At 66.5% G+C, this 12,559-nt stretch carries 13 protein-coding genes; 8 read left to right on the top strand and 5 right to left on the bottom strand.

Features of this window, described 5'->3' with window-relative positions; translation table 11 throughout:
- Positions 1-55 precede the first annotated feature (55 nt).
- From C1927_RS18505 to C1927_RS18480, 6 genes are all read left to right on the top strand, one after another.
- Entirely contained in the window at positions 56-526 is a 471-nt protein-coding gene (locus C1927_RS18505; protein WP_005419512.1) for a F0F1 ATP synthase subunit B, read from the top strand.
- Between the two features lie 2 nt (positions 527-528).
- Positions 529-1,056 carry a F0F1 ATP synthase subunit delta gene (locus C1927_RS18500; protein ID WP_108747434.1) on the top strand — a complete coding sequence of 176 codons (528 nt, stop codon included), beginning with the start codon at positions 529-531 and terminating at the stop codon, positions 1,054-1,056.
- Positions 1,057-1,100: 44 nt separating this feature from the next.
- Positions 1,101-2,648, top strand: a complete 1,548-nt coding sequence (atpA, locus tag C1927_RS18495; RefSeq protein WP_108747433.1) for a F0F1 ATP synthase subunit alpha — start codon at positions 1,101-1,103, stop codon at positions 2,646-2,648.
- 78 nt (positions 2,649-2,726) lie between these two features.
- Positions 2,727-3,590: a F0F1 ATP synthase subunit gamma gene (gene atpG, locus C1927_RS18490; RefSeq protein ID WP_006471334.1), complete on the top strand. Its 864-nt coding sequence runs from the start codon at positions 2,727-2,729 to the stop codon at positions 3,588-3,590.
- Positions 3,591-3,628: 38 nt separating this feature from the next.
- On the top strand, positions 3,629-5,035 hold the full coding sequence (gene atpD, locus C1927_RS18485; protein WP_079223556.1) for a F0F1 ATP synthase subunit beta: 1,407 nt from the start codon (positions 3,629-3,631) through the stop codon (positions 5,033-5,035).
- Between the two features lie 2 nt (positions 5,036-5,037).
- Entirely contained in the window at positions 5,038-5,460 is a 423-nt protein-coding gene (locus C1927_RS18480) for a F0F1 ATP synthase subunit epsilon (RefSeq protein ID WP_005411127.1), read from the top strand.
- A gap of 194 nt (positions 5,461-5,654) precedes the next feature.
- Here C1927_RS18480 and C1927_RS18475 read toward each other — a convergent pair whose 3' ends face one another.
- Positions 5,655-6,041 (bottom strand): GtrA family protein, encoded by a 387-nt coding sequence (locus C1927_RS18475; RefSeq protein ID WP_108747432.1) that lies wholly within the window; start codon positions 6,039-6,041, stop codon positions 5,655-5,657.
- Between the two features lie 81 nt (positions 6,042-6,122).
- Here C1927_RS18475 and glmU point away from each other — a divergent pair, with 81 nt between their 5' ends.
- Positions 6,123-7,490, top strand: coding sequence for a bifunctional UDP-N-acetylglucosamine diphosphorylase/glucosamine-1-phosphate N-acetyltransferase GlmU (glmU, locus tag C1927_RS18470; protein WP_108747431.1), 1,368 nt, complete (start codon positions 6,123-6,125; stop codon positions 7,488-7,490).
- Positions 7,459-7,992, top strand: a complete 534-nt coding sequence (locus tag C1927_RS18465; protein ID WP_108747430.1) for a GNAT family N-acetyltransferase — start codon at positions 7,459-7,461, stop codon at positions 7,990-7,992. Before glmU ends, C1927_RS18465 begins: the two co-directional genes overlap by 32 nt.
- A 115-nt stretch (positions 7,993-8,107) precedes the next feature.
- Here C1927_RS18465 and C1927_RS18460 read toward each other — a convergent pair whose 3' ends face one another.
- From C1927_RS18460 to C1927_RS18445, 4 genes are all read right to left on the bottom strand, one after another.
- Positions 8,108-9,469 (bottom strand): HAMP domain-containing sensor histidine kinase, encoded by a 1,362-nt coding sequence (locus C1927_RS18460; protein WP_108747429.1) that lies wholly within the window; start codon positions 9,467-9,469, stop codon positions 8,108-8,110.
- Positions 9,466-10,812 carry a sigma-54 dependent transcriptional regulator gene (locus tag C1927_RS18455; protein WP_108747428.1) on the bottom strand — a complete coding sequence of 449 codons (1,347 nt, stop codon included), beginning with the start codon at positions 10,810-10,812 and terminating at the stop codon, positions 9,466-9,468. Before C1927_RS18455 ends, C1927_RS18460 begins: the two co-directional genes overlap by 4 nt.
- A 105-nt stretch (positions 10,813-10,917) precedes the next feature.
- Positions 10,918-11,322, bottom strand: coding sequence for a PDZ domain-containing protein (locus C1927_RS18450; RefSeq protein ID WP_108747427.1), 405 nt, complete (start codon positions 11,320-11,322; stop codon positions 10,918-10,920).
- Between the two features lies 1 nt (position 11,323).
- A complete protein-coding gene (locus C1927_RS18445; RefSeq protein ID WP_079223542.1) occupies positions 11,324-12,541 on the bottom strand; it encodes an FtsX-like permease family protein in 1,218 nt (405 codons plus the stop codon).
- Positions 12,542-12,559: the final 18 nt, after the last annotated feature.

The raw sequence follows: 12,559 nt of genomic DNA, 5'->3' as shown, positions 1-12,559 counted from the left end.
CCGGATGCGCCGCTTCGGCGGCGCGTCCACCCCGAAACCAGCGATCGAGCTAACCATGAATATCAATTTCACCCTTCTTGCGCAGGCGCTCGCCTTCGCTGGTCTGATCTGGATCATCGCGACCAAGATCTGGCCGCCGCTGATGAACGCGATCGAAGAGCGCCAGCAGAAGATCGCTGAAGGCCTCGCTGCTGCCGACCGCAGCCAGAAAGATCTGGCCCAGGCGCAGGAGAAGGTCAACGAAGCGCTGAAAGAAGCACGCACCAAGGCCAACGAGATCATCGACCAGGCCCACGCGCGCGCCAACCAGATCGTTGATGCTGCCCGTAACGAAGCAATCACCGAAGCCACCCGTCAGAAGGAACTGGCCCAGGCTGAAATCGACGCCGCCGCCAACCGTGCCCGTGAAGATCTGCGCAAGCAGGTGTCCGCGCTGGCCGTGACCGGTGCCGAAAAGCTGCTCAAGCGCGAAATCGACGCCAACGCCCACAAGGCGCTGCTCGACGAGCTGGCCTCGGAGATCTAAGGATGAGCCAGGCCCTCACGCTTGCCCGCCCGTACGCCCGCGCCGCCTTCGCGACCGCGCGCGACGAAGGCACGTTCGCGCCGTGGTCGGACGCCCTGGCGTTCTCCGCCCACGTCGCCGCCGACCCGCGCGTGGCGGCCCTGCTCGCCAACCCGGAGCTGGGTCGCGACGAAGCCGTCGCACTGCTGGCACCGGAAACCCACGGTGAGACCTACTCGCGTTTCCTCGCCGTGCTGGCCGAATCGCATCGTCTGCCGCTGCTGCCGGAAATCGCTGGCATGTTCGACGCCCTGCGCGCCGAAGCCGAGCACGTGGTCAAGGCCACGGTGACCTCGGCGGCCGAACTGTCGGCCGGCGAGCTGGACGCGATCAAGGTCGCGCTGCGCAAGCGCTTCAACCGCGAGGTCGAAGTGACCACCGCGGTCGATGCCTCGCTGATCGGCGGTGCCGTCATCGACGCCGGCGACGTGGTCATCGATGGTTCGCTGAAGGGCAAGCTGGCCCGTCTGCAGACCGCGCTCGCTAACTGAATTCATTTAACGTCCGGCCCCGCTGCCGGCACTAGGACTTGACGATGGCAACCACGCTCAACCCCTCCGAAATCAGCGAACTGATCAAGAACCGCATCGAGAAGGTCAAGCTGGCCGCGGAATCGCGCAACGAAGGCACCGTGACCAGCGTGTCCGACGGCATCGTGCGCATCTTCGGTCTGGCCGACGTGATGCAGGGCGAAATGATCGAACTGCCGAACAACACCTTCGCCCTGGCCCTGAACCTGGAGCGCGACTCGGTCGGCGCCGTGGTCCTGGGTGACTACGAGCACCTGCGCGAAGGCGACGTCGCCAAGACCACCGGCCGCATCCTGGAAGTGCCGGTCGGTCCGGAACTGCTGGGCCGCGTCGTGAACGCGCTGGGCGAGCCGATCGACGGCAAGGGCCCGCTGGGCACTGACCTGACCGCTCCGGTGGAGCGCGTTGCTCCGGGCGTGATCTGGCGCAAGTCGGTCGACCAGCCGGTGCAGACCGGTTACAAGTCGGTCGACTCGATGATCCCGATCGGCCGTGGCCAGCGCGAGCTGATCATCGGCGACCGCCAGACCGGCAAGACCGCGATGGCCATCGATGCGGTGATCAACCAGAAGGGCACCGGCATCAAGTGCGTGTACGTTGCGATCGGCCAGAAGGCTTCGACCATCGCCAACATCGTGCGCAAGCTGGAAGAAAACGGCGCACTGGCCCACACGGTCGTTGTTGCCGCCACCGCTTCCGAATCGGCTGCGATGCAGTACATCAGCGCCTACTCGGGCTGCACCATGGGTGAGTACTTCATGGACCGCGGCGAAGACGCGCTGATCGTGTACGACGATCTGTCCAAGCAGGCCGTGGCCTACCGCCAGATCTCGCTGCTGCTGAAGCGCCCGCCGGGCCGTGAAGCCTACCCGGGTGACGTGTTCTACCTGCACTCCCGTCTGCTCGAGCGCGCAGCCCGCGTGTCCGAGGAATACGTCGAGAAGTTCACCGAAGGCAAGGTCACCGGCAAGACCGGTTCGCTGACCGCGCTGCCGATCATCGAAACCCAGGCCGGCGACGTGTCCGCCTTCGTTCCGACCAACGTGATCTCGATCACCGACGGCCAGATCTTCCTGGAAACCGACCTGTTCAACGCCGGCATCCGCCCGGCCGTGAACGCCGGTATCTCGGTGTCGCGCGTCGGTGGCTCGGCCCAGACCAAGATCATCAAGAAGCTGTCGGGCGGCATCCGTATCTCGCTGGCCCAGTACCGTGAGCTGGCTGCGTTCGCGCAGTTCGCCTCGGACCTGGACGAAGCGACCCGCAAGCAGCTGGAGCGTGGCCAGCGCGTCACCGAGCTGATGAAGCAGAAGCAGTACGCGCCGATGTCGATCGCCAACCAGGCACTGTCGATCTACGCCGTCAACGAGGGTTACCTCGACGACGTGCCGGTCAACAAGCTGCTGGCCTTCGAAGAAGGCCTGCACGCCCACTTCGCCAACACCCAGGGCGAGCTGGTCGGCAAGGTCAACGCCACCGGCGGTTGGGACAACGACATCGAAGGTGCCTTCAAGAAGGGCATCGCCGAGTTCAAGACCACCGGCAGCTGGTAAGACAGACGTGTGGCGGGGCCTGGCCCCGCTACACCGTTGATTGCAGCGGGGCATCGCCCCGCTCTACGGGAATCAAAGATGGCAAGCGGACGCGAAATCAAAACCAAGATCAAGAGCGTGCAGAACACCCGCAAGGTGACGCGCGCCCTGGAAATGGTCTCGGCCTCCAAGATCCGCAAGGCGCAGGATCGGATGAAGACCTCGCGTCCGTACGCGCAGGCGATGAAGCAGGTGATCGGCCACCTGGCCCAGGCCAGCACCGATTACCAGCATCCGTTCCTGGTCGAGCGCGAGCAGGTCAAGCGGGTCGGGTTCATCGTGATCTCCTCCGATCGCGGCCTGGCTGGCGGCCTCAACAACAACCTGTTCCGCAAGATGCTGGGCGAAGCCAAGGCATGGCAGGACAAGGGTGCTGAAGTGGACCTGGTGACCATCGGCCAGAAGGCATCGACCTTCTTCCGCCGCGTGAAGGTCAACATGGTCGGCAGCGTGACCCACATCGGCGACGTGCCGAAGCTGGAATCGCTGATCGGTGTGATCAAGGTCATGCTCGACGCCTTCACCGAAGGCAAGGTCGACCGCGTGTACCTGGTCTACAACCGCTTCGTGAACACCATGACGCAGAAGGCCAGCTTCGATCAGCTGCTGCCGCTGCCGCCGGCTGAAAAGCAGGTCGCTCACCACGACTGGGATTACCTGTACGAACCCGATGCCGCGACCGTGCTGGAGCACGTGATGACGCGTTACATCGAGTCGCTGGTGTACCAGGCACTGCTGGAAAACGTCGCCTCCGAGCATGCAGCACGCATGGTTGCGATGAAGGCGGCGAGCGACAACGCCAACAAGCTGATCGGTACCCTGCAGCTCGTCTACAACAAGGCGCGCCAGGCAGCGATCACCCAGGAAATTTCCGAAATCGTCGGCGGCGCGGCAGCAGTCTGACCGCGTTCGTTCAAAGCACACATTTAGAGGATGCAGCAATGAGTCAGGGCAAGATCGTTCAGATCATCGGCGCGGTCGTCGACGTCGAATTCCCGCGTGAGTCGGTGCCGAAGGTGTATGACGCACTGAAGGTCGAAAACACCGAAATCACCCTCGAAGTCCAGCAGCAGCTGGGCGACGGCGTGGTGCGTACCATCGCCCTCGGTTCCACCGACGGCCTGAAGCGCAACCTGGTGGCCGTCAACACCGACCGCGGCATCTCCGTGCCGGTCGGCGCTGGCACCCTGGGCCGCATCATGGACGTGCTGGGCCGTCCGATCGACGAAGCCGGCCCGGTGGCCGCCAGCGACAGCTGGGAAATCCACCGTGCGGCCCCGTCGTACGAAGACCAGTCCCCGGCCACCGAACTGCTGGAAACCGGCATCAAGGTCATCGACCTGATGTGCCCGTTCGCCAAGGGCGGCAAGGTCGGCCTGTTCGGCGGCGCCGGCGTCGGCAAGACCGTCAACATGATGGAACTGATCAACAACATCGCCAAGGCGCACAGCGGTCTGTCCGTGTTCGCCGGCGTGGGTGAGCGTACCCGTGAGGGCAACGACTTCTACCACGAAATGAAGGACTCCAACGTCCTGGACAAGGTGGCGATGGTGTACGGCCAGATGAACGAGCCGCCGGGCAACCGTCTGCGCGTCGCCCTGACCGGCCTGACCATGGCCGAGTACTTCCGCGACGAGAAGGACGAAAACGGCAAGGGTAAGGACGTCCTGCTGTTCGTCGACAACATCTACCGCTACACCCTGGCCGGTACCGAAGTCTCGGCACTGCTGGGCCGTATGCCGTCCGCCGTGGGTTACCAGCCGACCCTGGCCGAGGAAATGGGCGTCCTGCAGGAACGCATCACCTCGACCAAGAACGGTTCGATCACCTCGATCCAGGCCGTCTACGTTCCCGCGGATGACCTGACCGATCCGTCGCCGGCGACCACCTTCGCCCACCTGGATTCGACCGTGACCCTGTCGCGTTCGATCGCCTCGCTGGGTATCTACCCGGCCGTCGATCCGCTGGACTCCACCAGCCGCCAGATGGACCCGCTGGTCATCGGCCACGAGCACTACGACACCGCCCAGCGCGTCCAGCAGACCCTGCAGAAGTACAAGGAACTGAAGGACATCATCGCCATCCTGGGCATGGACGAACTGTCCGAAGAAGACAAGCAGGCCGTGTCGCGCGCCCGCAAGATCGAGCGCTTCTTCAGCCAGCCGTTCCACGTGGCCGAAGTGTTCACCGGTTCGCCGGGCAAGTACGTGTCGCTGAAGGACACCATCCGTGGCTTCAAGGCCATTGTCGATGGCGAGTACGATCACCTGCCGGAGCAGGCGTTCTACATGGTCGGCAGCATCGAAGAAGCGGTCGAGAAGGCCAAGAAGATGGCTGAGAAGGCCTGATCATGAGCACCATCCGTTGCGACATCGTCAGCGCCGAGCAGGAAATCTTCCGTGGTGAAGCGACTCTGGTCGTGGCTACGGGTGAGCTCGGCGAACTGGGCATCGCGCCCAAGCACGCACCGCTGATCACCCGCCTGAAGCCGGGCAAGGTGGTGGTGACCACGCCGAACGGCGAGCAGCTGGATTTCGCCATTTCCGGCGGCATCCTGGAAGTGCAGCCGCAGGTGGTCACCGTGCTGGCCGACACCGCGATCCGCGCGCAGGACATCGACGAAGCCTCGGTCCGCAAGGCCAAGGAAGAAGCCGAGCGCATCCTGGCCAACCGCGGTGAAGCCATGGAAGTGGCCGAGGCCCAGCAGAAGCTGGCCGAAGCCGTGGTGCAGCTGCAGGCGCTGGAGCGCCTGCGCAAGACCCTCAAGCACTGAGGTTCGCGCCACACCGCAGAAACGCCGGCCATGTGCCGGCGTTTTTGTTTGTGCCGCCAGCGTTGGTAGAGTCGACCGTTGGTCGACTGCTCTTCCGGATGACCCGCGAAAACCCCGCGCTGCGCGCGATAGTCGACCAACGGTCGACTCTACCGGGTAGGTTTTCCCGCGGCCCCGACGGGTAGAGCCGTCCGTCAGCGATACACCACATAGCGCATCAACAGGAACGACACGCCGGCCAGGCCGCCTTCCACCAGCGGCTTGGCCAGCCAAGCGTATTCCAGCCCCAGCGCACGGTCAGCGGTAGACACCAGCAGCGTGCTCGCTGCGGTCAACAGCAGCCACAGTGGCAGGAAGCGGGCAAAGCGATGCCAGCCCAGGCGTTGCCGGCCCTGTGCATCGGCGAAGGTGATCCGCCCGTTCAACCAGAAACCCAGCAGCATGCCGGCCACGCGCCCGGCGATGTTGCCCGGCACCACCGGCATGCCCGCCGCCGTAAGGGCGACGAACACCAGCCAGTCCAGCAGCAGCTGCAACAGGCCGATGATGATGTAGGCGCTTCCCTGGCGGAGCAGGCTCATGGCGGCAATACAGACGGGTAGGCCGCCATGTTAACGGCCGACGCTCTAGAATCACCGGCAACGAACCACGGACCGCTGCCCATGACCCAAGCCCTGCACGTCATCATCCTCGCCGCCGGCGCTGGCAAGCGCATGAAATCCGTGTTGCCCAAGGTGCTGCAGCCGATCGCCGGCCAGCCGATGCTGGCCCACGTGATCGCCGCGGCGCGGGAACTGCAGCCGTCCGCCATCCATGTGGTGTACGGGCACGGCGGAGAGGCCGTCCGCCAGCGCTTCGCCGACCAGACCGACCTGCTGTGGGCCGAACAGGCGCAGCAGCTGGGCACCGGCCATGCCGTGGCCCAGGCCATGCCGGAGGTGCCCGATGCCGCGCAGGTGCTGGTGCTGTACGGCGACGTGCCGCTGATCCGTGCGGACACGCTGCGCCACCTGCTGGCCCAGCCAGGCCGCCTGGCGGTGCTGGTGGCCGAGGTTGACGACCCTACCGGGTACGGCCGCGTGCTGCGCGACGCCGAAGGCCGGGTCGGTTCGATCGTCGAACAGAAGGATGCCAACGACGACCAGCTGCGCGTGCGCACCATCAATACCGGCATCATCGCCGCCGAGTCGACCGCGCTGCGCCGCTGGCTTTCGCAGCTGTCCAACAGCAATGCGCAGGGCGAGTACTACCTGACCGATGTGTTCGCCTTCGCCGCACACGAGTACACCCCTGCAGAGATGGCGCTGGTGTCCGATGCGCAGGAAGCCGAAGGCGCGAATGATCCGTGGCAGCTGTCGCAGCTGGAACGTGCCTGGCAGCGCCGCGCGGTGCGTGCCCTGTGCACCCAGGGCGCACGCGTGCTCGATCCGGGGCGCCTGGATATCCGCGGCGAGGTCACGATCGGCAGCGACGTGCTGATCGATGTCGATGTGATCCTCGAAGGCAAGGTGGAGCTGGCCGATGGCGTGACCGTCGGCCCGTTCACCCGCCTGAAGGACGTGCGCCTGGGGCCGGGCACCGAAGTGCGCGCGCACTGCGACCTGGAAGGCGTGGTGACCGAAGGCGCGGCACAGATCGGCCCGTTCGCGCGCCTGCGCCCGGGCACCGTGCTGGCCGATGGCGTGCACGTGGGCAACTTCGTGGAAACCAAGAAGGTCACCCTGGGCGTGGGCAGCAAGGCCAACCACCTGACCTACCTGGGCGATGCGGTGATCGGCAGCAAGGTGAACATCGGCGCCGGCACCATCACCTGCAACTACGACGGGGTGAACAAGTCGACCACGACCATCGGCGACCAGGCCTTCATCGGTTCCAACAGCGCGTTGGTGGCACCGGTGACGATCGGCCAGGGCGCGACCATCGCGGCCGGTTCGGTCATTACCCGCGATGCGCCGGACGGCAAGTTGACCCTGGCCCGCGCACGACAGGAAACCATCGATGGCTGGAAGCGGCCGGTCAAGAAGTCCTGAGCCGCGGCTGGCACGCGCCGATGAACTCGGCGCGCTGCCGGCCATCGAGCAGCGTGCCGGCGAACTGCTGCGTGGGCATCCGGCATATCCGGTTTTCGCCGGCCATGGCCTGGATCAGGCCAGCCTGAGCGCAGGCCTGCAACGCGGGCAGGTGTGGGTGGTGGAGGCGCCAGACGGTGCCATTGCCGGCTATCTGCTGGGCGGCCGTCTTGATGATGCATTCCACATCCTGCAGATGGACGTGGACCCGGAGCACGCGCGACGTGGGCACGGCCGGGCACTGCTGCGGCATGCATTGGCCCAGGCCCGGGCGAGTGGGCTGTCCGCGGCGGTACTGACCACGCTGTCCGATGTGCCGTGGAATGCGGACTTCTATGCCAGCGAGGGCTTCGTGGTGGTGCCGCCCCCGCACTGGAGCACCGGCCTGCGGGCGGTGATGGCCGAAGAAGCGGCGCTGGGTTTCCCGATGCACCTGCGGGTGGCGATGCGGCGTGTCTGGTAGCGGCCGACCTTGGTCGGCCTATCCACGCATGGCGTGGATCTACTGCGAAGGGCATCCACGCATGGCGTGGGCGCGGATCAGTAGATCCACGCCATGCGTGGATGCGGCCAACCGATCAACCCACCGGCAGCAGGATCGACACGCACAACCCGCCGTCACCGCGGTTCTGCAGCGATACGCGGCCGCCGTGCGCTTCAACGATCTCGCGAGTCAGCGCCAGGCCCAGGCCGGTGCCGTTGCGCTTGGTTGAATAGAACGGCATCAGCGCGTTCTGCAGTACCTGCTCGTTCATGCCCTTGCCGCGGTCCAGCACGTCCAGGCGCAGCCACTGCGGCAGCCGCGTCAGCTGCACCTGCACATCGTCGTTGGGCGGGTCGGCTTCGGCGCAGGCTTCGTGTGCGTTCTTCAGCAGGTTCAACAGCGCCTGGCCGAACTGGGCGATGTCGATGCGGCTGCTCAGCGTCTCGTCCGGCTCGCGGTCCATGCCGAAGGGAATCTGCTGGCGCAGGCTGGACAGGAACGGCGCCCAGTGCACGGTCTGCAGCTGCGGCTGCGGCAGCTTGGCAAAACGCGCATAGCCGCGGATGAAGCCTTCCAGGTGGCGCGCGCGATCCTCGATGGTGCTGAAGATCTCCGGCAGGCGGTCGAAGCGTTCGCGCTTGACCAGCTCGCCACCGGAATGGGCCAGCGAGGCAATCGGTGCCAGCGAGTTGTTCAGTTCATGGCTGATCACCCGGATCACCTTCTTCCAGGTCTGCACTTCCTGGCGGCGCAGTTCGGCGGTCAACTGGCGCACCAGCAGCAGATCGTGCGGGCGACCATTCAGATGGAACGCGCGCCGCGACAGGTGGTAGACCTGTTCGTCATCCTCGTCGGGCTCGACGCCGTCCTCCACTTCCGCACGCACCGCGAACAGGCTGTCGCCACCCCGCGCGATGGCATCGCGCAGTTCCACCGGCAGCTGCTCCAGCACCTCTTCCATGCGTTGGCCTTCCAGCTTCCAGCCACCGTGCAGCAGCTTGCGCGCCGCCAGGTTGGAAAACACCACGCGGGAAATGCCGTCGCCACCGGCGGCGATCAGCAGCATCGCCACCGGCGTGTTCTGCACCATGGTGTCCAGCAGCAGTTCGCGCTGCACCAGGCCCTGGCGCTGCTCGCGCAGCACGTCGCCCAGCTCGCGGTGTGCCTGCACCAGGTCGCCCAGCTCGTCGTTGCCCGGCCAGTACACACCGAAGTTGAACTCGCCATCGCGGTAGCTGCTGGTGGTGCCGGCCAGGGCACGCATCAGCGATCGCACCGGTGCCGTGGCACGGCGCAGCGACCACCACATCAGCGACAGCAGCACGACCGAGGAGATCGCTGTCACCCACCAGCCGTGGTTCATCCAGTAGGCCAGCAGCCACGGCAGCGCGGCCGCCAGCGCCAGCACCGGCAGCAGGCGCAGGAACAGGCGGAAGGTGAAGGAGCGCCGTTTCATTCGCGCGGGATGCCGTGGCGGTCCATGCGGCGGTACAGCGCCTGGCGGCTCAGGCCCAGCTCGGCCGCCGCCTGGGCGATGACGCCGTGGTTGCGGGCCAGTACGTCCTCGATGCGCGCACGGTTGGGATCGTTGCCGGTGCTGGGCGCCGGTCGCGGTGCGGCCGGGGCGCGCGGCAGGTTGAGGTCGGCCACCTCGATGCGGTTGCCGCTGGCCAGCAGCTCGGCGCGCTGGATCACGTTGCGCAGCTCGCGCACGTTGCCCGGCCACGGGTGCCGCTGCAGTGCGGCGGCGGCAGCGGTGGACAGCGGCTTGCCCGCCGTGAGGAAGCGCTCGGCCAGCGGCACGATGTCGCCCGCGCGCTCGGCCAGCGGCGGCAGCGCCAGTTCCACCGTGTTGAGGCGGTAATAGAGGTCTTCGCGGAAGCTGCCATCGCGGATCATCGCCGGCAGATCGGCATTGGTGGCGCTGACCACGCGTACCTTGACCTGGCGCTCGCGGTTGGAGCCCAGGCGCTCGAAGCGGCCGGTTTCCAGTACGCGCAGCAGCTTCATCTGCCCGCCCAGCGACAGGTTGCCGATCTCATCCAGGAACAGCGTGCCGCCATCGGCGGCTTCGAACTTGCCCTCGCGCGCCTTGTTGGCACCGGTGTAGGCACCGGCTTCGGCGCCGAACAGTTCGGCCTCGATCAGTTCGGAGGGCAGGGCACCGCAGTTGACCGCGACGAACGGGCCCTTGGCCACCAGCGAGTTGGCCTGGATGATCTGCGCGATCTTTTCCTTGCCAGCGCCGTTGGGGCCGGTGATCAGCACCGGCAGCTCCGAGCGGGCGACCTGGCAGGCCAGGGCGATGACGCGTTCGCTGGCGGGATCGGCGAACACCGCGCCGCACAGTTCGTACTTTTCTTCCAGCGCGTTGCGCTGGCGTTCCTCGCGTGCGCGCCGCTGGTCCAGCTCGCGGCGGGCTTCGGACAGTTCCAGCAGGTTGTTGACCGTGGTCAGCAGCTTGCGGTCATCCCAGGGCTTGGCCAGGTAATCGGCGGCGCCGGCCTTGACCAGGTCCACCGCGCTGCTCAGGTGGGTCCATGCGGTCAGCAGGATGACCGGCAGGTCGGGATGGCGCGCGCGGATCTGCGCGAACAGGGCCTCGCCTTCCTCGCCGGAGGTGGTGTCCTCGGTGAAATTCATGTCCTGGATGACCAGGTCGACCGCGTGGCTTTCCAGCATCGCCAGGCCGTCGGCCGGGCTCTGCGCCTGCAGCGTGTCGATGTCATGCAGGGAAAACAGCACGTCCAGCGCGGTGCCGACGCTGGCGTTGTCATCGATGATCAGGATCGCAGGCATGGACGCATTCTGGAAAAGGGATGGGCAGCGCCGAGAGAGCCGTGAACGGCCAGCGCCACCCATCAAGCATAGCCAAACCGGTGGCCCCGCAGGGGCCGGAGAAGGTCAGCGCGGCGGCGGTGGCGGCGCCGGTGGGGGCGGTGCCGGCGGCGGTACCAGCACGGCCTTCCAGGTGGCCACCGCAACCGGCACGCTGAACGTGCGGCTGTCGCGGCGCAGCAGCAGGTAGGCCTGCGTCTTGCCTGCCGCGTCGGCCTTGCGCAGGGCGGTGGCCAGCTGGTCGATCTGCCGCACCGGGGCGTCGTCCATGCGCAGGATGCGGTCGCCCCGGCGCACGCCGAAGCGCGCCTCGGGGCTGGCCGCGTCGACCTGCACCTGGCCTTCGGTGGAGCGCAGCGCCAGCCGCGCGCCATCCTGCTGCCAGTTCATCGTCTGCACCGTGCTGCTGCCGGCAAGCACCGGCAGCGGCAGCGCCACGGTCATCGCAACCGCCAGGGCCAGGGCGCGCATCTCACGCGCCCCGGGTGGCAACGGCCGGCGGCACGGCAGCGGCGCGGCGGGCCGGGCCGAACACGGCCACCTGGCCCAGCACCCACAGCAGCACCGCACCCAGCGGCAGGTACAGCAGCGGCATCCGCGGCAGCTCGTACATGTTCATCAGCGCCAGGTTGATCGCGTATGCAGCCAGCATGCCCAGCACGATGCCCAGCGTGGCCAGCAGGAAGTTCTCGGTCTGGAAGTAGCGCAGGATCTGCCCGCGGGTGGCACCCAGCGCACGGCGGATGCCGATCTGCTTGCTGCGCTGCTGCACCCAGAAGCTGGCCAGGCCGATGATGCCCAGCGCGGTGACCACCAGCAGCGCGATGCACACCGTCACCAGCAGGCCCACCATGGCGCGGTCGTTCTTGAAGTAGTCCTTGCGCTGGTCCTCGTAGGTCTTCTTGTCGCGCATCAGGCGGTTGGCATCGTTGCGCTCCAGCGCGGCGACGGCGGCCTTGAGCACTTCATCGCGGCGCTCCGGTGCAGTGCGCAGCATGTAGGTGCCGCCCTCGTCGAAGCCGCGGCGCAGCGGCATCAGCATCGACTCGTTCCAGTTGTCGGCCCAGCCGGTGGGCGTGGTGAGGGTGTCGACAATGCCGATGACGTGCAGCGGCTGCTTGCCCATGTAGTAGGTCTTGCCCAGTGCGCTGCCGTCCGGTTCCATCTTCGCCGCGGTGGCCTGGCTGAAGATCACCGGGATGGCCGTGTCCTTGGAACCGGCCTTGGAGACGGTGGCGTAGTCCATGTACTCGTCGGGCAGGAAATCACGCCCGGCGATCACGTTGATGCCCATCGTGCGGATGCCATCCTCGGACATCGTGTACATCGATGCCTCGGTGGTCGGCCGTTCCTGGTCCTGCTGGCGCTGGATGCTGCTGCTGGACGAGCCGCCGCGGAACGGCAGCTGGTTGATGATGGTGGCACTGGTGACGCCGGGGATGGCGCGCAGCGACGCCAGGTCCTCGCGGGTGCGGGCCATGCCGTTGGTCTGCTTGCCGATGCCGCTGACGCGGACCATCACCAGTTCGTTCTCGGCGATGCCGCTGGGCATGCTGATCTTTTCCACGCGCTGGCTGACCAGGAACAGCGCGTTGCAGACGATGGCGCAGGTCAGGGCGACTTCCAGCACGATCAGGGCGGCGGCGGTCTTGTGCCGGCGCAGGGTGCTGAGGATGGGGCGGATGTCCATGGGAGTCCTCGTTCCGGT

It is taken from the genome of Stenotrophomonas sp. ZAC14D1_NAIMI4_1 (assembly GCF_003086775.1).
Taxonomy (GTDB): Bacteria; Pseudomonadota; Gammaproteobacteria; order Xanthomonadales; family Xanthomonadaceae; genus Stenotrophomonas.
This window is presented reverse-complemented; position numbering and strand designations above follow the sequence as displayed.